10 protein-coding genes are annotated in these 19,848 nt (G+C 60.7%); 5 read left to right on the top strand and 5 right to left on the bottom strand.

All coding sequences use genetic code 11. The features are described from left to right. Positions 1–84 precede the first annotated feature (84 nt). From ccoG to NUV89_RS12140, 3 genes are all read right to left on the bottom strand, one after another. On the bottom strand, positions 85–1,500 hold the full coding sequence (gene ccoG / locus NUV89_RS12150; protein WP_257781501.1) for a cytochrome c oxidase accessory protein CcoG: 1,416 nt from the start codon (positions 1,498–1,500) through the stop codon (positions 85–87). A gap of 234 nt (positions 1,501–1,734) precedes the next feature. Further along, positions 1,735–2,580, bottom strand: coding sequence for a M10 family metallopeptidase C-terminal domain-containing protein (locus tag NUV89_RS12145; RefSeq protein ID WP_257781500.1), 846 nt, complete (start codon positions 2,578–2,580; stop codon positions 1,735–1,737). A 300-nt stretch (positions 2,581–2,880) separates the two neighbouring features. Then, a complete protein-coding gene (locus tag NUV89_RS12140) occupies positions 2,881–3,039 on the bottom strand; it encodes a hypothetical protein (protein ID WP_257781499.1) in 159 nt (52 codons plus the stop codon). A 204-nt stretch (positions 3,040–3,243) separates the two neighbouring features. Here NUV89_RS12140 and NUV89_RS12135 point away from each other — a divergent pair, with 204 nt between their 5' ends. From NUV89_RS12135 to NUV89_RS12115, 5 genes are all read left to right on the top strand, one after another. Then, the gene (locus NUV89_RS12135) at positions 3,244–5,232 is read left to right on the top strand and encodes an alpha-1,4-glucan--maltose-1-phosphate maltosyltransferase (RefSeq protein ID WP_257781498.1); all 1,989 of its coding nucleotides are present in this window, start codon (positions 3,244–3,246) and stop codon (positions 5,230–5,232) included. 159 nt (positions 5,233–5,391) lie between these two features. After that, complete coding sequence (gene treS, locus NUV89_RS12130) at positions 5,392–8,739, top strand: maltose alpha-D-glucosyltransferase (RefSeq protein ID WP_257781497.1); 3,348 nt, start codon at positions 5,392–5,394, stop codon at positions 8,737–8,739. Next, positions 8,736–10,967 carry a 1,4-alpha-glucan branching protein GlgB gene (gene glgB / locus NUV89_RS12125; protein WP_257781496.1) on the top strand — a complete coding sequence of 744 codons (2,232 nt, stop codon included), beginning with the start codon at positions 8,736–8,738 and terminating at the stop codon, positions 10,965–10,967. The genes treS and glgB overlap by 4 nt, the downstream gene beginning before the upstream one ends. A 373-nt stretch (positions 10,968–11,340) precedes the next feature. After that, on the top strand, positions 11,341–15,354 hold the full coding sequence (locus NUV89_RS12120; protein WP_257781495.1) for a hypothetical protein: 4,014 nt from the start codon (positions 11,341–11,343) through the stop codon (positions 15,352–15,354). A 119-nt stretch (positions 15,355–15,473) separates the two neighbouring features. Beyond that, positions 15,474–16,640 (top strand): diguanylate cyclase, encoded by a 1,167-nt coding sequence (locus tag NUV89_RS12115; protein WP_257781494.1) that lies wholly within the window; start codon positions 15,474–15,476, stop codon positions 16,638–16,640. Between the two features lie 4 nt (positions 16,641–16,644). On the opposite strand, the gene NUV89_RS12110 is transcribed toward NUV89_RS12115, so the two are convergent. Together NUV89_RS12110 and NUV89_RS12105 are read right to left on the bottom strand one after the other, a co-directional pair. Next, positions 16,645–18,828, bottom strand: a complete 2,184-nt coding sequence (locus NUV89_RS12110; RefSeq protein WP_257781493.1) for an ATP-binding protein — start codon at positions 18,826–18,828, stop codon at positions 16,645–16,647. 139 nt (positions 18,829–18,967) lie between these two features. Then, complete coding sequence (locus NUV89_RS12105; protein WP_257781492.1) at positions 18,968–19,819, bottom strand: CAP domain-containing protein; 852 nt, start codon at positions 19,817–19,819, stop codon at positions 18,968–18,970. Between the last annotated feature and the right edge of the window lie 29 nt (positions 19,820–19,848).

Here is a 19,848-nt window from a genome sequence, read left to right as displayed (position 1 = left end):
TCAGCCAACTCCTCCGGTACTGACCCACCGCCTTCGCGAGCAAGCCCGCTCCCACATTTGAATCTTCACCTATTCAGATAGCTATCAGCGGTTCAGTGGCGCCACGAAGCGGCTGTCCGCAGCACTGTAGACCCACGGTTCATCCACATCGGTGACCTTGAAGCGCAAGGTCTGCGAGCTGCTCGCCGGCTTGTCCGCCAGCAACGCCACCGACACCGGCACGTCGCTGATTTCGCCTGGCGCCAGGCTGATCTCGGTCTTGCCTTGCAACTGGAAGCCATCGGCGTCCACCAGCTCCAGGCGGTAGTCCTGGCGTTGCTGGGTCTTGTTGATGACCTTGAGGCTGTAGATGTTTTCGATCAAGCCCTGGGCGTTCTCGCGGAACATGCCCCGGTCCTTGGTCACATCCAGCGAGACCATCGGCCGTTCGATCAACGCCACCACCAGCGCGGCGATCATCACCAGCAGCACGGCACTGTAGCCGATCAGGCGTGGCCTGAGCAGATGGGTCTTGCCACCTTGCAGTTGATGCTCGGAGGTATAGCTGACCAGGCCACGGGCGTAGCCCATCTTGTCCATGATCGAATCACAGGCGTCGATGCACGCCGCGCAGCCGATGCACTCCATTTGCAAGCCATCGCGGATGTCGATGCCGGTGGGGCAGACCTGCACGCACAGGTGGCAGTCAATGCAGTCGCCCAGGCCGACGTCCGCGGGTTTCACCTCGCGTTTGCGTGGGCCGCGGTGTTCGCCACGGGCGGCGTCGTAGGAAATGGTCAGGGTGTCCTTGTCGAACATCACGCTCTGGAAGCGTGCATACGGGCACATGTGCATGCACACCGCTTCACGCAGCCAGCCCGCATTGATGTAGGTGGCACCGGTGAAAAACAGCACCCAGAACAGGCTCACACCGCCCATTTGCCAGGTCAGCAGTTCGGCGGCCAGCGGGCGGATCGGTGTGAAGTAGCCGACAAATGTCAGGCCCGTGAGCACACTGATGCCCAGCCACAACGTGTGCTTGGCCGCGCGCCGCGCCAGTTTGTTCGGGCTCCAGGGCGCGGCTTGCAGTTTGATGCGCTGGTTGCGTTCGCCTTCGGTGACTTTTTCGCACCACATGAACAGCCAGGTGAACGAGCTTTGTGGGCAGGTGTAGCCACACCATACGCGCCCGGCAAATACGGTGATCGCAAACAGGCCGAAGGCGCAGATGATGAGCAGCGCCGAGAGCAGGATGAAGTCCTGCGGCCAGAACGTCGCACCAAAAATATGGAATTTGCTTTCAGCCAAGTCCCACAGCACGGCTTGGCGACCGCCCCAGTTCAGCCACACGGTGCCGAAAAAGGCCAGGAACAGAAAACCTGCACCGCTCAAGCGCAAGGTGCGGAACAGGCCGGTGAAACTACGGGTGTGGATCAGGTTGTCGCTGGATTTGGCCTTCACCTTCTTTGGGTGTATCGGCTCAAAGGTTTCCACGGTTCGGACGGGGATTCTTTCGCTCATGGTCGTTCGCTCATCAGCCTCCATCAGGCAGGGGAACTATGCGCGACGGTCTGTTTGCATAACAGACTCAGGTATGTCGATAAAAAGCAGATCAGATGGGTTTGGAAGGGCGAGCTGCGTCAATGTGCTGCACCCCGTGGCGCCTGGGGTGCAGCTGGGTCTTAGGCGTGCTGATACAGATCAATGAAATCGCCGACTCAGTCTGCGTGGGCGCCCGATGTTGTTGCGTTGCCCTTATGTCATCAGGTTCTCCCGGCGCACTTCACCAAACACCTTCACCACCAGGGGCGGCTTGCCCGGCTCGCCGGAAACCGATACCACGCTTGTCTTGGTGCTCTGTGAGTAGTCAATTTTGACTTCCCCGCTTGCGCCCGAGAAGTTGTCGACCACCTGCAAAGGCTTATTCAACTGCTTTTGAATGCCCCGCAGGTCCAGCTTGTCATTCGCTGTAAAGTCCCGGATTTCGCTGGGCGCATCCAGGGTGGACTCGCTTGTGCTGTTGTAGCTGTAGGTTTTGCCGGGATCGCGTCGCATTTTGTTGACGTTGTCCTCAGTCAACGAACTGCCGATATCGCCCAGGCCTTTGGCGGCGTTGTTGGCGGCGGAGAACTGTTTTTGCATGGCGGCTCTGTCGTCCTCCAATCGCTTGATGTTGCCGACGAAGCTTTCAATGCTGCCGCCGTCAAACGCCTGGGTGAGCATCTCGAAATTGCGACGCGAGAGCTCTTTGGTTTTTTCCTCGACCATCTGCTTCTTGGTTTCGGCCAGGTCAGAATCGATCTCGTCATTGTTCAAATGCTTGCCGATGGCCTTCAGCGTTTGAGCGTTTGCTTCGCCCTTCGGGCCTTGCACCATGGCCTGGATTTTTTCCGGGGTGAGGCGGGCACGTGTTTTTTCCATCAGCGCCTTGGACTCGGGCGAGTCGGGGTTGCGCATGAGCTGCTTGATGTTCTCCCGGGTCAACATGGGGGCCAGATCATTGGGGTTTTCTTGGGGCGTTGCATTGTTGGCTGACGGCGCCGGGTCTGGAGCCTTGGCGGGCTTGGACCAATCCGGGCCAGACTTGAGCAGATTGTTCATGCGCTCATTGCCTGGGTTCGATTGTTGTGCACTGGGGGTGTGCGACGGTGGGGCCTTGAGGGGAGGAGGCGTGTGCTGCGGCTGAATAGTTGACATCAGGGTTTCCTCGCGATGAATGGGGTAAACACTCCGTTCATGGACCGAAAAGGGGCGCTTACACCAGCGAGTATAAAAACCGGGTTCTGGGCTTGAGGTGGGTAAATGTTTGTTGGTTTTGTAGGCTGTTTCAGTTTGTTATGTAGTGAGCAGCTTCATCGAATGAGGGCCAGTGACGGGCGATCCGGCAGGCTGGCCCGATAGTCAGACGATCACCGGTGGCTGGGTTTGCGGCGGTTCCTCCACCGCAGGGGGCAGTTTTTCAGGTGGCTCCTGCTCTGGAATCGGTTGCGGCTCGGTGGGCGGCAGGGTCGGGTTGTCGATATTCGGGTCCGGGGTTTCAGCCGGGATAGGGATATTCATCAGTGTGGCCTCCTTTGTGCTTTGCTCTATCGGTGGACAGCGGGCTGGAGGGATTGATTCCCTGCCCGGCGGCAGCACATCCACCTGAACTTTTCACGCGGGCACAGGCTCGGACCTATGACGGTTGCTCTCAGGGAGAGCGCTGGCGTATCAGAACCCGGATCAAGCAAAGAGCGTCCACTGGGCGTAAGGGGAAGATGCTCGATGACTGCTGAAACACTGGTTCCCAATGCATCCGCATTACCGCTGTCCCAGGCACTGTTACTGCCCAGGATCGCGATTGAAAGCACCATGCCGGTGATCGACGGCGGCGAATTTGCCGTCAAGGCCGTGGTGGGGCAGCGTGTCAACGTCACCAGCAAGGTGTTCGCTGACGGCCACGACAAACTCGCTGTGCTGATTCGCTGGCGGCCGCTGCACGACGAAAGCTGGCACAGCGTGGTGATGAGCGATGTGGGCAACAATGGCTGGGAAGGCGCGTTTACCGTCACCCATCAAGGGCCCCATGAATACTGCATCGAAGCCTGGGTCGATACGTTTGCCAGCTTCTGCTACGAATTGCGCAAGAAACACGAGGCCGGGGTGCCGGTCAGCCTGGAGTTGCAGGAAGGCCGCAGCCTGGTGCTGCAAGCGGCGGAGCGCAGTGACAACGCGTTGCGCGACCGGCTGATGGTGTTGCACCACGAACTGTCCGGCCTGCTGGAAACCGAGCAGGTCGCGCTGTTCCTGCACGAAGACAGTGCACACCTGATGACCCAGGCCGATCACCGCGCCTACCTGAGCATCAGCACCGTCTACCCGATCGACGTCGAGCGCCAGGCGGCGCAATTTGCCAGCTGGTACGAGCTGTTTCCCCGCTCGATCACCGACGATCCCGCGCGCCACGGCACGTTCAATGATGTGCACTCGCGGCTGGCGATGATCCATGACATGGGCTTCGACGTGCTGTACTTCCCGCCGATCCATCCCATCGGCCGCAGCCATCGCAAGGGGCGCAACAATGCCCTGACCGCCGGCCCCGATGATCCGGGCAGCCCCTACGCCATCGGCAGCGAGGAGGGCGGGCATGAGGCGATCCACCCGCAATTGGGCAGCCGCGATGACTTCCGGCGCCTGGTCAAGGCCGCCGCCGAGCACGGCCTGGAAATCGCCCTGGACTTCGCCATCCAGTGCTCCCAGGACCATCCGTGGCTCAAACAACACCCCGGCTGGTTCAACTGGCGCCCGGACGGCACGATCAAGTACGCGGAGAACCCGCCGAAAAAATACCAGGATATCGTCAACGTAGATTTCTATGCGGCGGATGCCATCCCCGGTCTGTGGATCGAGTTGCGCGACATCGTGCTGGGCTGGGTGACCGAGGGCGTGAAGACCTTTCGTGTCGACAACCCCCACACCAAGCCGCTGCCGTTCTGGCAATGGCTGATTAGCGATGTGCGCGCCAAGCATCCAGAGGTGATCTTTCTCGCCGAAGCCTTTACCACGCCAGCGATGATGGCGCGCCTGGGTAAGGTTGGTTACTCCCAGAGCTACACCTATTTCACCTGGCGCAACACCAAGGCCGAGCTGAGCGAATACTTCAGCCAACTGAATGAGTCGCCGTGGCGCGAATGCTTTCGCCCGAACTTTTTCGTCAATACGCCGGATATCAATCCCGCTTTCCTGCACGAATCCGGCCGGCCGGGCTTCTTGATCCGTGCCGCGCTGGCCACCATGGGCTCGGGCCTGTGGGGCATGTATTCGGGGTTCGAGTTGTGTGAAGCCGCGTCGGTGCCGGGCAAAGAGGAATACCTGGATTCGGAGAAGTACGAGATCCGCGTCAGGGATTTCACGGCGCCGGGCAATATCATCGCCGAGATCGCCCAGCTCAATCGCATTCGCCGGCAAAACCCGGCGTTGCAGACGCACCTTGGGCTGAAGCTCTACAACGCCTGGAACGACAACATCCTGTACTTCGGCAAGCGCAGTGAGGATGGCAGCAACTTTATCCTCGTCGCGGTGAACCTTGACCCCTACAACGCCCAGGAAGCGAGTTTTGAATTGCCGTTGTGGGAATTGGGCTTGCCGGACGATGCGCAGACCCAGGGTGAAGACTTGATGAACGGCCATCGCTGGACCTGGTATGGCAAGACCCAGTGGATGCGGCTGGAGCCGCAGATGCCGTTTGGCATATGGCGCATCACCCTCTTTTAAGCCCTGTGGAGATCAAAAAAATGTGGGAGCTGGCTTGCCTGCGATAGCGGTTTGTCAGCACCAGCAGTATTGGCTGAAGGAACGCTATCGCAGGCAAGCCAGCTCCCACATTGACCGAGTTTCTGCAGGTGGTTTTGCAAGCATTTTCAGGAGTTTCCAATGGCGAAGAAACCCAGCCCATCCCCCTTCACCCAGGACCCGCTCTGGTACAAGGACGCGGTGATCTACCAGGTTCACGTCAAATCCTTTTTCGATGCCAACAACGACGGTATCGGCGACTTTCCCGGGCTGATCGCCAAGCTCGACTACATCGCCGACCTCGGTGTGAACACCCTGTGGCTGTTGCCGTTCTACCCCTCGCCACGGCGCGATGACGGCTACGACATCGCCGAATACCGCGGCGTACACAGCGACTACGGTACCCTGGCCGACGCCAAGCGTTTTATTGCCGAGGCCCACAAGCGCGGGCTGCGGGTCATCACCGAGTTGGTCATCAACCACACCAGTGACCAGCACCCGTGGTTCCAGCGCGCCCGCAAGGCCAAGCCCGGTTCGGCGGCGCGGGACTTCTACGTGTGGTCCGATGACGACCAGAAGTACGCCGGTACCCGCATCATTTTCCTCGACACCGAGAAGTCCAACTGGACCTGGGACCCGGTGGCCGGCCAATACTTCTGGCACCGTTTCTACTCGCACCAGCCAGACCTCAACTTCGATAACCCGCAAGTGATGAAGGCCGTGCTGTCGGTGATGCGCTACTGGCTCGACATGGGCATCGACGGCCTGCGCCTGGACGCCATTCCCTACCTGATCGAACGCGACGGCACGAACAACGAAAACCTGCCGCAAACCCACGCGGTCCTCAAGCAGATCCGCGCCGAGATCGATGCCCATTATCCCGACCGCATGTTGCTGGCCGAGGCCAACCAATGGCCAGAAGACACGCAACTCTACTTCGGCGACCCAAGGGGCGATGACGGCGACGAATGCCACATGGCCTTCCACTTCCCGCTGATGCCGCGCATGTACATGGCCCTGGCCCAGGAAGATCGCTTTCCCATCACCGATATTCTGCGCCAGACCCCGCAGATCCCCGCCAATTGCCAGTGGGCGATATTCCTGCGCAACCACGATGAACTGACTCTCGAGATGGTCACCGACAAAGAGCGCGACTACCTGTGGAACTACTACGCCGCCGACCGCCGCGCCCGCATCAACCTGGGCATTCGCCGCCGCCTCGCGCCGCTGATGGAGCGCGACCGCCGACGCATCGAACTGCTCAACAGCCTGCTGCTGTCGATGCCCGGCACGCCGACCCTGTATTACGGCGATGAAATCGGCATGGGCGACAACATCTACCTCGGCGACCGCGACGGCGTGCGCACACCGATGCAGTGGTCCATCGACCGCAATGGCGGCTTCTCCCGCGCCGACCCGGCGAGCCTGGTGTTGCCGCCGATCATGGACCCGCAATACGGCTATCCGTCGGTGAACGTCGAAACCCAGGCCCAGGACCCCCATTCGTTGCTCAACTGGACCCGGCGCATGCTGGCGGTGCGCAAGCAATCCAAGGCGTTTGGCCGGGGGCGCTTGAACATGCTGTCGCCCGCCAACCGCCGCATCCTCGCGTACACCCGCGAGTTCACCGGGGAAGACGGCCGCACGGAAATCATTCTGTGTGTGGCCAACGTGTCGCGCAGCGCCCAGGCGGCCGAGCTGGACCTGTCGGCGTATGCCGGGATGGTGCCCGTGGAGATGCTCGGGGGTAATGCCTTTCCGCCCATCGGCCAGTTGCACTTCCTGCTGACCCTGGCGCCCTACGGTTTCTATTGGTTCGTGCTGGCGCCGGAAAACCAGATGCCCAGCTGGCATGTGGAACCCGGGCAGAGCATGCCGGACTTCACCACCCTGGTGCTGAAACAACGCCTGGAAGAGCTGCTGGAGCCAGCGTGTCGCGCGACCCTGGAACAGACCGCGCTGCCCGCCTGGCTGCCCAAGCGGCGCTGGTTCGCGGCCAAGGATGTCGCCATCGACAGCGTGCATATCGCCTACGGTGTGCGTTTCGGCGACCCGCAGCACCCGGTATTGCTCAGCGAAATCGAGGTGACCAGCGCCGGCCAGGTCAGCCGTTACCAGCTGCCGTTCGGCTTCCTCGCGGAAGACCAACTCACCAGCGCCTTGCCCCAGCAACTGGCCCTGGCCCGTGTGCGGCGTGCGCACCAGGTGGGGCTGGTGACCGATGCGTTCAGCCTTGAGCATTTTATTCGTGGGGTGATTCAGGGCTTGCAGGCCGGCACGCGGCTGCCTTCCAGCGAAGGCGAGCTGCGATTTGACGCCACGCCCCACCTGGCCAAGCTGCAACTGACGGACGACGCGCCGGTGCGCTACCTGTCGGCCGAACAGTCCAACAGCTCGGTGGTGGTGGGTGAAAGCCTGGTGCTCAAGCTGATCCGCAAGGTCGCCAGCGGGGTGCACCCGGAACTGGAAATGAGCGCTTACCTGACCGCCGCCGGTTACCCGAATATTTCGCCGCTGCTGGGCGCGGTGATCCGCCGCGACGGGGTAGGGCAGGACAACCTGCTGATGATTGCCCAGGGTTACCTGAGCAATCAGGGCGATGCCTGGGCCTGGACCCAGAACAGCCTGGAACGGGCGATCCGTGATGAATTGGCCGGGGCCATCTCCGAGCAGGAACAACACTACAACGCCCTCGGCGAGCTGAAGGATTTCGCCGGGCTGCTGGGCCAGCGCCTGGGGGAAATGCATGGGGCGTTGGGCGCGGATACGGCTGATCCTGACTTCAAGCCCGAAGTCACGCGCGCCAAAGACACCCAAGCCTGGGCCAGGGATATTGGTGCGCAGATCGACCGCGCCCTGCAATTGCTCAGTCATCACCAACCTCAGTTGAACCCTGCGGATCAAGTGTGGGTCACTGAGTTGCTGGCGCAGAAAAAAGCCATCGCCAGGCATGTCCAGGCCCTGGCGAAAGCCACGTTGGGCGGGCTGCGCATTCGCGTCCACGGTGACTTGCACCTGGGCCAGGTGTTGGTGGTGAAGGGTGATGCTTACTTGATCGATTTTGAAGGCGAACCGGCGCGGCCGCTGCATGAACGACGCGCCAAGCACAGCCCGTATAAAGATGTGAGTGGCGTGCTGCGTTCGTTTGATTACGCCGCGGCGCTGGCCTTGAATGGGCAAGGGTTGGATCACTCGCCCGAAGCCGAGCAGGCGCGTCAACGCGTCACTGATCGTTACCTGAATGATGCACGCCAGGCATTTATCCAGGCTTATCAGGCAGCTACGTCTACACTGGCGCATGACTGGCAGGAAGCCAAAGGCCAGGACGCCGCGCTGACGTTGTTCAGCCTGGAGAAGGCCGCGTATGAAGTGGCGTACGAAGCGGAAAACCGCCCCAGCTGGCTACCGGTGCCCCTGCAAGGGCTGCACCGTTTGTTGAGCGGGCTTGAACCTATATCGAAAACTGCACGCGGTGGGGAGACGTCATGAGCTTTACACATAAAGAACCGCTGCAGCCCAAGTTGACTGCATTACCAGCAGCCAACGATATCGAAGCGCTGGTGCGCGCCGAGCACCCGGACCCGTTCTCGATCCTGGGGCCGCACGATGACGAACAGGGCGGCCAGTTTATCCGCGCGTTCCTGCCCGAGGCGCTGAGCGTCCAGGTGCTGGCGCGCGACAACGGCGAGCCGCTCGGCAGCCTGGACGCCACCCAGGTGCCGGGCTTGTTTGTCGGGCATTTCACCACTCGCCAGGCGTACCTGCTGAAGATCCAGTGGGCCGGTGGCGAGCAGATCACCGAAGACCCCTACAGCTTCAGCCAGTTGTTGCTGGGGGAAATGGACCTGTACCTGTTTGCCGAAGGCAACCACCGCGACCTCAGCAGCTGCCTTGGTGCGCAAGTGACCACGGTGGAGGGCGTGCACGGCGTGCGTTTTGCCGTGTGGGCACCGAATGCTCGGCGGGTGTCGGTGGTCGGCGATTTCAATATCTGGGACGGTCGGCGTCATCCGATGCGCCTGCGGCATCCATCCGGCGTGTGGGAGATCTTTATCCCACGCCTGCAACCGGGCGCGGCCTACAAGTACGAAATTCTCGGTGCCAATGGCATCTTGCCGCTGAAGGCCGACCCCTGTGCGCTGGCCACGCAACTGCCGCCCGACACCGCGTCGAAAGTCGCCGCGCCGTTGCAGGTGGACTGGCAAGACCACGACTGGATGCAATCACGCCTCGACAAGCACAAGACCACGGCGCCGCTGTCGATCTACGAACTGCACGTGGGCTCCTGGCAGTGCGAGCTGGACGAGGCCGGCGAAGTCGCCCGCCAGTACGGCTGGCGTGAGCTGGCCGAGCGCTTGATCCCCTACGTGCAGCAACTGGGCTTCACCCATATCGAACTGATGCCGATCATGGAGCACCCGTTCGGCGGTTCGTGGGGTTACCAGGCGCTGTCACAATTTGCGCCGACGGCGCGCTTCGGTTCGCCGGAAGATTTCGCTTACTTCGTCAACGCCCTGCATCAGGCCGACATCGGCGTGATCCTCGACTGGGTGCCGGCGCATTTTCCCACCGACACCCACGGCCTGGCGCAATTTGATGGCACCGCGCTGTACGAATACGCCAACCCGCTGGAAGGCTTCCACCAGGACTGGGACACGCTGATCTACAACCTCGGCCGCACCGAAGTGCATGGTTTTATGCTGGCCTCGGCGCTGCACTGGCTGAAGCACTTCCATGTGGACGGCCTGCGGGTGGATGCCGTGGCGTCGATGCTGTACCGCGATTATTCGCGCAAGGCCGGCGAGTGGGTGCCCAACCGCCATGGTGGCCGGGAGAACCTCGAAGCCATCGACTTTTTGCGGCACTTGAACGATGTGGTCGCTCAGGAAGCGCCGGGTGCACTGGTGATCGCCGAAGAGTCCACGGCCTGGCCGGGCGTGAGCCAGCCGACCGATCAGGGCGGCCTGGGCTTCAACTACAAATGGAACATGGGCTGGATGCACGATTCGCTGCACTACATCCAGCAAGACCCGGTGTACCGCGCCCACCATCACAACGAGCTGAGTTTTGGCCTGGTGTATGCCTGGTCCGAGCGCTTCATCCTGCCGATTTCCCACGACGAAGTGGTGCACGGCAAACACTCGTTGATCGACAAGATGCCCGGCGACCGTTGGCAGAAGTTCGCCAACCTGCGTGCGTACTTGGCATTCATGTGGATGCACCCCGGTAAGAAATTGCTGTTTATGGGCTGCGAATTTGGCCAGTGGCGCGAGTGGAACCACGACCAGCAACTGGACTGGTACCTGCTGCAATACGCCGAACACAAGGGCGTGCAGAAACTGGTGGGCGACTTGAACCGCCTGTACCGCGAGGAACCGGCGCTGCACGAACAGGACGATGCGCCCCAAGGCTTTCAGTGGCTGATCGGCGACGATGCGATCAACAGCGTCTACGCCTGGCTGCGTTGGAGCAAGGACGGCAAGCCGGTGCTGGTGGTGGCCAACTTCACCCCGGTGCCGCGGGAGGCGTACGCGGTGGGCGTGCCATTTGCCGGGCGCTGGAGCGAGGTCATCAACACCGATGCCGACACCTATGCCGGTTCGAACTATGGCAATGGTGGCGAAGTGTTTACCCAGGATGCGCCGCGCCATGGGCAACCGGTGTCGTTGACGCTGAATCTGCCACCGTTGGGGGTGCTGATTCTGCGGCCTGAATAACCGCTGCCTGCAAGTACTGATCTGTCTGGGAGTCAACGGGTGTGCAGCAGCGGCACGCCCGGAGTGGCTGGACGCAAAATGTCATACATCTCGCCGGAGCAATTTCCTACGATTTCTCCACACATGGACGTAGGCGATTTGGCGTAAATCTATCAACACGCCTTGTTTCGTCGGCCGGTTTATGACCTCCACTCCCTGAGACGAAGCCACTTCTATGACACCAGTCCCGCTGAATACCCAACGTAATTTCGTCGCAACTATCGCCCCGTCACCCGCCAAGCCGTCAGTTTTCGCCCCGAGGCAGCCAGGTCCCCTGTTGGCAGCCGCCCCCGTTCCAGCCGCCGACTCATCAGCTGCCGAGTTGAGGGGCAAGTTGTTTGATCTTGATGAAATGTTAAGTGCGTTACGCGAGCTTCAGTCGCAGACAGAGCCCCCGGATGCCCGGAAGAAGAGCTTGTTCCTCAACAAGGATTCGCCGCTCATTCCGCCCAATGGCTCGACTCAGCCAGGCACCAACCGCTTGGATAATATGCTCAAGTTCTATGGCATTGTGCCGTCGAACCCTAACACTCAGGCTCAAGTTCAAGCAGCAATTGAGACCCTGGAAAATACACGCAGCGAAATTTCCCTGGGGATGGGGGACGAGTCAAGCAAGCAAGATGGGCTGCTGCAGGAGAGCAATGACGAAGCCATATTGGCACTGGTCAATGAGGTGCAAGCCAAGCACCAGAAGCCATTTTTGAGTTATTTGACCGAGGGGCTCTCCGCACCCGCGCTCGAAAAAGCCCAACGCTCACCGGCCACGCTGCTGGAGTTGATTTGGAAATCACCCAAGGCAGAAGAACTGGTTCATCAATTGATGAAGAAACTTGGCGGCAGTGACTTTCCAGTCGATGGGCTTATCTCCACTGCCGTTAAAGTGCAGCTGTTGATCAAGGCGATTGTCCTGAGCCTGGAACCTGTGCAAGCGCGCAAGCCCGGACATGTTGCTGGGTTCAACCTGGCGTCGAGCGAGCATGGAAACAAGCATTATCCAGAGATTGCTGCGCAGTTCAGGCAGCACTTGGTCGTCGCAAACAAAATCTCCCCCTCCGATGCGAACCTGGCCGCGTACCTGTTCAGCCCACAGTTCCCGGCGGATTTTGCCGTGCGGGACATCCCGGAGGATTTGCACTATCAGGGCACTGCGGCGTGGGTGAACTTCAAGCACGGTGTCGCGTTGGCGGACGCGATTGAACCAGGCTCGTCGCGAAGCATGAGCTTTCAAGAGCTGGTCGATCTGCCGGGCAAGCTTGGCGAACAGGCGACAACAAACGACCAGTGGGCGCTGATTGCGGCCACGCGTATTCCGGCAATGCTGGAATGGGCGGTGATGCAGGGCGTAATTGCAAAGAAGGACGAATATTCGCAGGCAGAGGTTACCAGCGCCGTGTCTGCATTTGACGAGCATGTCAAAGGTGTCGTCGAGGCGACAGCGCAACTTGCCGTCGATGTACCCATGCGGAAAAACTATTTTGAACGCATGGAAAAGGGCACTTCACGCACTGAGTTGTTGTCGCTGATAAGCCCGTTTTTTGCTCTGTACCGGCACCTTAACGGCGAAAAGATCAGGCCCTCCGATGTCACCTATGAGTATCCGGTCTACGATGACGACGCCTTCAAGTCTGCGTTTGAAGACTACTTGGATAAGGCCAAGGCGGGTTATGACAAAGTGCTGCGCAACCAGTTATCCCAGTTGCCGACACAGGATCGCGTGGCAATTGAACACGGTACCGTCACCCTCTACGCCCTTAGGGTCAAGCCAGACTCAACCAAAGAGACCGACGACGAGAAAAAAGCGGCGAGGACGCGACCGGGGTTTGTCATCAAGGCGGAGCATGAAGGGCAAACGAACTACTACGAAATCAACCCGATCAAGGGCATCGCCCGGCGGCGCGATGATTTGAAGCCGGTCCTGGAGGCCTATGACCCGGCTGACAAGAGTTTCGGCAACGATTTTATTTCAGTCGAACACACCGCTGATGGCTTCGCATCTGAAGCGCTGGTTGTTCGCAACAGTCGCACGGGGAGGGCCGAATTCAAGAAACAGTGGGCTGCGTTCATGGCTGGAAAAGGCCCGCGCCCCAAGAGTTTTACGATAGTCGTTCCGCAGCAGCTCGAACATTTTCCGGCCATTGGCCGCACGGACAGTGCCTCGGTACCCCGGACGTTGAGTTCTGAGCGCTCGGCAGCCCTTGCCAAAACCGTTACCCGAGAGTTGTTCTACGTTGATGAAAACAAACTCAAGGAGTGGGCAAGTGCGGACCCTGACAGGGAAAGTTCGGCGCAAAAAAATGACGAGGCGTTCTGGGATCGCATCAAAGGCGTGGCTCAGTTTTTTATACCTTTCTGGGGGGGCATCGAGGACCTTGTCAACGGTAATACCAAGCAGGGCATTATCAGCCTGGTCGTCGACGGGCTATTCACGTTCGTCGGGCCGGCGGGCAAGCTCGCCGCCGGTTCTGTGCGGGTATTGTCCAACCTCGGCAAGATCAGTATTCGCGCGTTGTTGCCAAGGTTCGTGCCCTTGGTCAAGCAGTTCGGTGTCTCAGTGGCAAGCAATCTGAACCCACTGGACCCAGTGATGCCGGGCTTCAATATCAAGGGGGGGAAAGGGCTGAAGTTCCAGGCCGGGGACATTGATCGGATACAGGCGGGCATTGCACAGTTCAGGCGCATATCGCCGCTCAAACTGCCGGGCAAAGGCCGCTATGATGTCACCCCGAAACTACCGGTGACCACCAGAACCCTGCCTGAAGGAGGCACCGTAAGGGTACCCGAGGGTATCTCCAGGGATGAGGTGCGGGTGCTGAACCGGCAAAATCACACAGACGTTGTGGTCGGTGACGATGTCTTCCGCTTTGACCCTCGCCAGCCGGAGAGCCTGACCAAACTCGGCGGCCCTAATCATGCAGGGCCCCTGGAAGGGTTTTCGATGACCTGTGGCGCTGGGGGGCGCAGGTTCAAGCGCGGCTTCAATGACCTGTGCTACACCAAAGAGATCCAGCCAGGTGGGACCTTCATTTTTCAGGATGCCCAGGCACTTGAGCACCGGCGCCTGTTTCCCGGCACCGGATCGACTAACAGGCCACGCACCGTCGTACATGAACGACGTTTGTATCGCGTCAATGAAGCGGGTCAGCAGGAACTGCTGCCGATTGCGAGGAAGGAGGCAGTGACCTACAAAAGCCAGACCACTGGCTCGGTGGTCAACGAACCGGATTTTGGCTTCGATGATTTCGGCGTGTCGCGCTCGCTGAACAACGAAACAGTTGTGGTGAAGATGGATGCGATCAGCGACCTGAGTCATGACCAGCGAATGGTAAGAGGCCAGAAAATCGACTACAACGGCCGCCAATACGTCGTAGTGGAGGGTGATACCGGTGTTCATTACTACGCGGAACTCAACGGCGCAGCCCAGCTCGACTTTTACCGCTTGTCCCGGAATGATCCGGTCAGCCGGCATTTTATCGAGACCCACGATCAATTCAGGGACTTTTACGGGTTTGCTGCGCAAAATAGCCCGAACAATCAGTTGGTCGTGCTGCCCACCATGGACGCTCTGGTCAAGAAAATCGTGGCGGATGAGCCCATGTCGGCTATGGAAATGGACCATCTTGCCCAGGTGTTGAACGGCCTCACTCCCGAGAAGAAGCGCGAAGTCCTGATGAGTGTTTATGCGTCCGGAAGTAAACCAGGCAAGGTCGTGGTGGCCGCAAAACCGATTCAACTCGAGCCCATTGGTAAACCTTCGGGTTTTGGCCAGCTACCGCCGGCAGACCAAAACCGGCTCTATGCCGAAGGGGGAAGGAAGGCGGTTGATGATCAGTTTCAGGCCACTGGTATAAGGTCTGCCAACCAACAAGTGCCGGGGCAACCCGGAGAGGCCGTTCGCGGCAATGTCGCATCCGAGACAGTGAGTTGGCTTTACACTCGGACGGGCGCGCCGAACTATTCCGAAATCGTCCTCAAGACCGGGGCGGGGAACTGCGACCAGATGGCCAAGGTTGCCGTTGATACCATCAACGCCAGTGGTGGCCACGCGCGCATAGCCCAAGTTAAAGGGCATACGTTTGGTATCGTCGGTGGCCCTCCAGGCCATCCCAAGAGCAAAGGTTTTGCCGAGCCCGAGTGGGCTGACGCCTGGATCGTCGATCCCTGGGCCGGTATCACCTGTCGCGCCTCGGATTACCCAGCCCAGTTCAAGGCGCGGATGCAGGAATGGAGCCAGGAAGGTCGGCTAATTCTGATCAGTGACGGCAATACTCCACCTACTTCGGTGTGGAGCGACCCAATGGAGCCGCGTTGGATAGATGCAACTGTCAGGGGAGAGGCGCAAGTTTTTTGATTACGGTGCGACGGCGGCACTAAAAGATTGGATGTGGATGCATGTTTCATGTGTCGGGCGCCAAACAACGGCTCTAACTGGCTGGATTCAGTTGTTCAGGTTACTGGCAGGGTGCCACAATGGCGCCTTTGTCGTGGCAGTCGAAGCAGGCGGATTTCATGAATGGCCTTGAGCGTGGGCAGGACCAGGATTGCGTTATAGAAGAGCAGGTGCGAACCGATCGTTTGCACCAGCTGTTTCGACAATCATTTGCCGCCATTTTTGGCAGTTTCCTCGGCGCGGCCATGCTCTGCTGGCTGTGTTGGGACCGGTTTTCCCACCAGGTCATCCTGATCTGGCTGGTGGCGTTGGGGGCGTCGTCGTTGCTGCGCATTCACCTGTTCATGGGCTGGTTCCGTTGCCCCCATGCCGAACGTACACCGGACCGCTGGGAACGTCGCTACTGGCTGACCCTGATGTTGTCTGCGGGCATCTGGGGCGCGGGCGCGTTGGCCGTGATGCCCACCGACGACCGGGTGTCCCAGGTGCTGGTGATGTTGTTCACCGTGGGTATGTCGGTCAGTGCGGTGTCGTGTTATTCGGCGTATCGCTACATGACGCTGATGTCCATGGCCCTGGTGTTGTTGCCGTGCACGGTGTGGCTGCTGTTCCAGCCGTCGTCCATGCAAGTCGGCGTGGCCGTGGCGGTGCTGGTGTTTTCGACGTTTGTGGTCAGCGCCACGCGCAAACTGTCGGATGCCCTGGAAAAAGCCTTTCGCCTGACCCGGCAAATGGAACGTGCCCACAATATTTCCACGCGCGCGGCACAGACCGATGAACTCACCGGCCTGATGAATCGCCGCGCGTTCTTCGAACATGCCCACTTGTTGTACGCACAATGCCGACACAACAGCCAGCCACTGTGTGCGCTGATGCTGGACATGGACCATTTCAAGGAAATCAACGACACCTATGGCCATCAGGCTGGCGATCAGGTGTTGCGTCAAATCGGCGGGGTGATTAGCGCTTCGTTCCGTCAGACGGACGTGTACGGCCGGCTGGGTGGCGAAGAGTTTGCTGTGCTGCTGCCGAATACCTCCCTGGAAACGGCGCGCAACATCGCTGAACAGTTGATCCGCGCGATTTCCGGGCTGGCGGCCGAGCCGGTGCATGGCTTGAGCGCCAGCCTCGGCGTGGCGTCGATCCGCAGCCTTGACCAAGACCTGCACAGCCTGATGAATACCGCCGACAAGGCGCTGTACCGCGCCAAGGCCCAGGGTCGCAACCAGGTCGCCGTGGCCGAGTAGGCGGTCAGTCGCGTTGCATGGATTTGGCCAGCGCCCGTGCCACCTGGTCGGCGGAGTAGGGCTTGGCGAGGAACTCAAAACCGTCATAGCCGCTGTCGGCCAGCTCTTCGCTGTAGCCCGAGGTGAGCACCACCGGCAGGTCCGGTCGGCGTTGGCGCAGCAGTTTGGCCATGGCCACGCCGGTCATGCCGGGCATCACCACATCCGAGAAGATACCGTCAAAGGTCATGGCGTCCGGGCCCGCCAGCGCGAGCGCCTGTTCGGCATGGGTGGCCCAAGTGGTGCGGTAGCCGAGATCCTGCAGGATCTGGTTGGCAAAACGCCCGACTTCCAGGTTGTCTTCGACGATCAGGATATGCCGCTGCGCGGTGTCGAGGCGCGCGCCGGGTTCAGCCGACGGGCCGGGCTGTGCCACCTGCGCGGCGACGGCGGGCAAGTACAGGGTGAACCGCGTGCCCTGGCCCAGCGTGCTGCTGACATCGACGTTGCCACCCGATTGCTTGGCGAACCCGAACACTTGCGACAAGCCCAGCCCGGTGCCTTTGCCCACGGCCTTGGTGGTGAAGAAGGGCTCGAAGATGCGCTCGAAGGTGTCCCTGGGGATGCCTACGCCCGTATCGCTCAGCGACACCGCGACGAACGACTGCTGGACTGCGGCGTCGCCACGAATGCGCGGCAGCGTCGACACATGGGCCACCCGCAGGGTCAGGGTGCCTTGGCCGTCCATGGCATCGCGGGCGTTGAGGGCAATGTTAATCAGCGCCGTTTCAAACTGGCTGGAATCGACCCGCACATGGCACGGCTGCGCCGGTAGCTCGACCGCTACGTGGATGCGTGCACCGGTGAGGCTTTCAAGCATCTCGCCGATGTTGCTCACGCGCTGGCACACGTCGAAGACTTCCGGGTTCAACGGCTGGCGGCGGGCGAAGGCGAGCAGTTGGCTGGTGAGCTTGCTGGCGCGTTCGACGGTGTCGGAGACGGCGCCCAGGTAGCGTTGCCGGCGTTCTTCGGACAACCCTGGCTGGCGCAGGAAGTCCACCGAAGAGCGAATGATGGTCAGCAGGTTGTTGAAGTCGTGGGCCACGCCGCCGGTCAATTGGCCGATGGCTTCGAGCTTTTGCGATTGATGCAGCGCGGCTTCGGCCTGGGTGAGGGCGGTGGTGCGTTCCTCTACCCGCTGCTCCAGGGTCGCGTTCAATTCGGTAAAGGCCGCCAGCCCTTCGCGCACGGCGGCGTCGGCGCGCACGCGCTCGATATGCGCCCAGGAACGTTCGGTGACTTCGCCCAGCAGTGCCAGGTCGTAGGGCGACCAGACCCGCGCCGATTTGTGGTGCGCGGCCATCAGGGCGGTCAACCGGCCTTCCTTAATCAGCGGAAAACACACCGTCGCCGTGGCCCCGAGGGCCTGGTAGCTGGCGGACTCGTCGGGTGGGAACTCGATGCGATTGTCGCGGATCACCAGGGGCTCGCCGGCACGCAGGCGCTGCACCGCCAAGGCGCCGAACGACGCCAGGCTGTAACGCCCGACGATGCTCGGCGAGCCCGGTGCAGCCCAGTTGCCGCGAATGGTGAAGCCGTCTTCATCGGCGTCCATGTCCGCGTACGCACAATTTGACACCTGCAGGTGCTGCGCCAGCAGGCGGGTGGTGCTGGTCATGATGGCTTCGGCATCGGTGGCATTGGCCACGGCATTGCCGATGGCGTCCAGCATCGCCAGGCGCCGCGCAAGAAACACCGTGGCGGTGGTTTCGGTGACGGTGTCGAGCATGCCGACCACGCTGCCGTGGGGGTCGCGGATCGGGCTGTAGCAAAAGGTGAAGTAGGCCTGCTCGGTACCGGCGCCGCGTTCGATCAGCAGCGGGTAGTTCTCGATATAGGTCGCATGCCCTTCAAACGCAGCCCTGGCGATGGGGCTCACGTCATCCCAGACTTCGCTCCATACCTCGCTGAACGGGCGGCCCAATGCGTAGGGCTTGTCGCCGAGGATCGGGATAAACGCATCGTTGTAAAGCATGGTCAGGGCCGGCCCCCAAACGATGGCCTGGGGGAAGCTTGACGCAAAGCACAGCGCGACGGTGGTCTTGAGCACATCCGGCCACTGTTCCAGCGGGCCCAGCGGCGTACTGGCCCAATCATGCAGGCGCACCTGCTCGGCCATGTCGCTGCTGCTTTGCAGCCAATTCATCATTGCAAGAGCACCTTGTTCGCCGCCGTCTGGTTAATCGCCTGGAGGGTCAGGCCGACACGCTACAGACCGGAATGGCCGGTGGCAGTTCAACGCAATTATCGCGGAGATGGCATTTTGATGCTCTATCCATTTGAATAGGTTACTGGCTGCCGAATAAACCCGTCCAGTAGATGCCTGCATCACTCTTCGGGTCCATGGCGTACGCCGCGCCCAGTTCGCGAAACTGCGGGTTCATCAGGTTGGCGCAATGCCCGGGGCTGGCGAGCCAGCCGTCCACCACCTTGCGCGGGGTGTCGAGGCCGGCGGCGATGTTTTCGCCGATGTTTTTTGCGATATACCCGGCCAGTTCCGCACGGTCGCCGGGGGTGCGTCCATCGTGATCCAGGTGATCGAAGAAATTGCCGTTGGCCATGTTGCGCGTGTGGCTGTTGGCGGCGCCGGCCAGGTCGTCGTTCCAGCTCAACGGCGTGGTGGCGCTGAACGCCTGGGTGCCACATTGGCGCGCTTGTTCGCGGGCGGCGTTGACCAGGTTGAGCAGTTGCTTGCCTTCGGTCTGCCAGTCGCCCAGGCCGCTGGACAGCAGCGGGCGGGCGAGCACGATGCGCCAGTCCTGGCCGCTGTTGCTCACGCCGATATCGACAAATTGCGGGTCCAGCACCACGCGGCAGAAGCTTTCGCGCACGGCCTTCATGGCTGCTGCAGCATCCTTGGGCCCGGACAGGCTGATGGCCTGCACGTTGACCATCGGATACGCCGCCCGCGCCAGCGCCTGTTGCAGGTCGCCGACGTTATTGGCCGGCAGCACCAGCCGTGTGTCGCTGGTCAGCGGTGGCAGTTCCTGGGAACCCTGGTCGCCGCAGCGCTGTAGCTGGCTGCGGTATTGGTTGATCTGTTGTACCAACTGACTTTCTTCATTCGCCATCGCGCTGGCGCAGAACACCGTAGTGGCGGCCAGCGTCGTCAGACCCATCATCAATGACAGCACGCGCATGGACATTACCCTTGAGCTTGTAAAGTGCC

Source organism: Pseudomonas sp. 18.1.10 (assembly GCF_024655625.1).
GTDB lineage: Bacteria > Pseudomonadota > Gammaproteobacteria > Pseudomonadales > Pseudomonadaceae > Aquipseudomonas.
Note: the sequence above shows the minus strand (reverse complement) of the source record. Positions and strands in the feature narration are given on the sequence as shown.

Coding starts and splice junctions, on each gene's coding strand:
- ccoG (WP_257781501.1), bottom strand. CDS start 1,500: ATGAGCGAAAGAATCCCCGTCCGAACCGTGGAAACCTTTGAGCCGATA.
- NUV89_RS12105 (WP_257781492.1), bottom strand. CDS start 19,819: ATGCGCGTGCTGTCATTGATGATGGGTCTGACGACGCTGGCCGCCACT.
- glgB (WP_257781496.1), top strand. CDS start 8,736: ATGAGCTTTACACATAAAGAACCGCTGCAGCCCAAGTTGACTGCATTA.
- NUV89_RS12135 (WP_257781498.1), top strand. CDS start 3,244: ATGACTGCTGAAACACTGGTTCCCAATGCATCCGCATTACCGCTGTCC.
- NUV89_RS12140 (WP_257781499.1), bottom strand. CDS start 3,039: ATGAATATCCCTATCCCGGCTGAAACCCCGGACCCGAATATCGACAAC.
- NUV89_RS12115 (WP_257781494.1), top strand. CDS start 15,474: ATGGCGCCTTTGTCGTGGCAGTCGAAGCAGGCGGATTTCATGAATGGC.
- NUV89_RS12145 (WP_257781500.1), bottom strand. CDS start 2,580: ATGAACAATCTGCTCAAGTCTGGCCCGGATTGGTCCAAGCCCGCCAAG.
- NUV89_RS12110 (WP_257781493.1), bottom strand. CDS start 18,828: ATGATGAATTGGCTGCAAAGCAGCAGCGACATGGCCGAGCAGGTGCGC.
- treS (WP_257781497.1), top strand. CDS start 5,392: ATGGCGAAGAAACCCAGCCCATCCCCCTTCACCCAGGACCCGCTCTGG.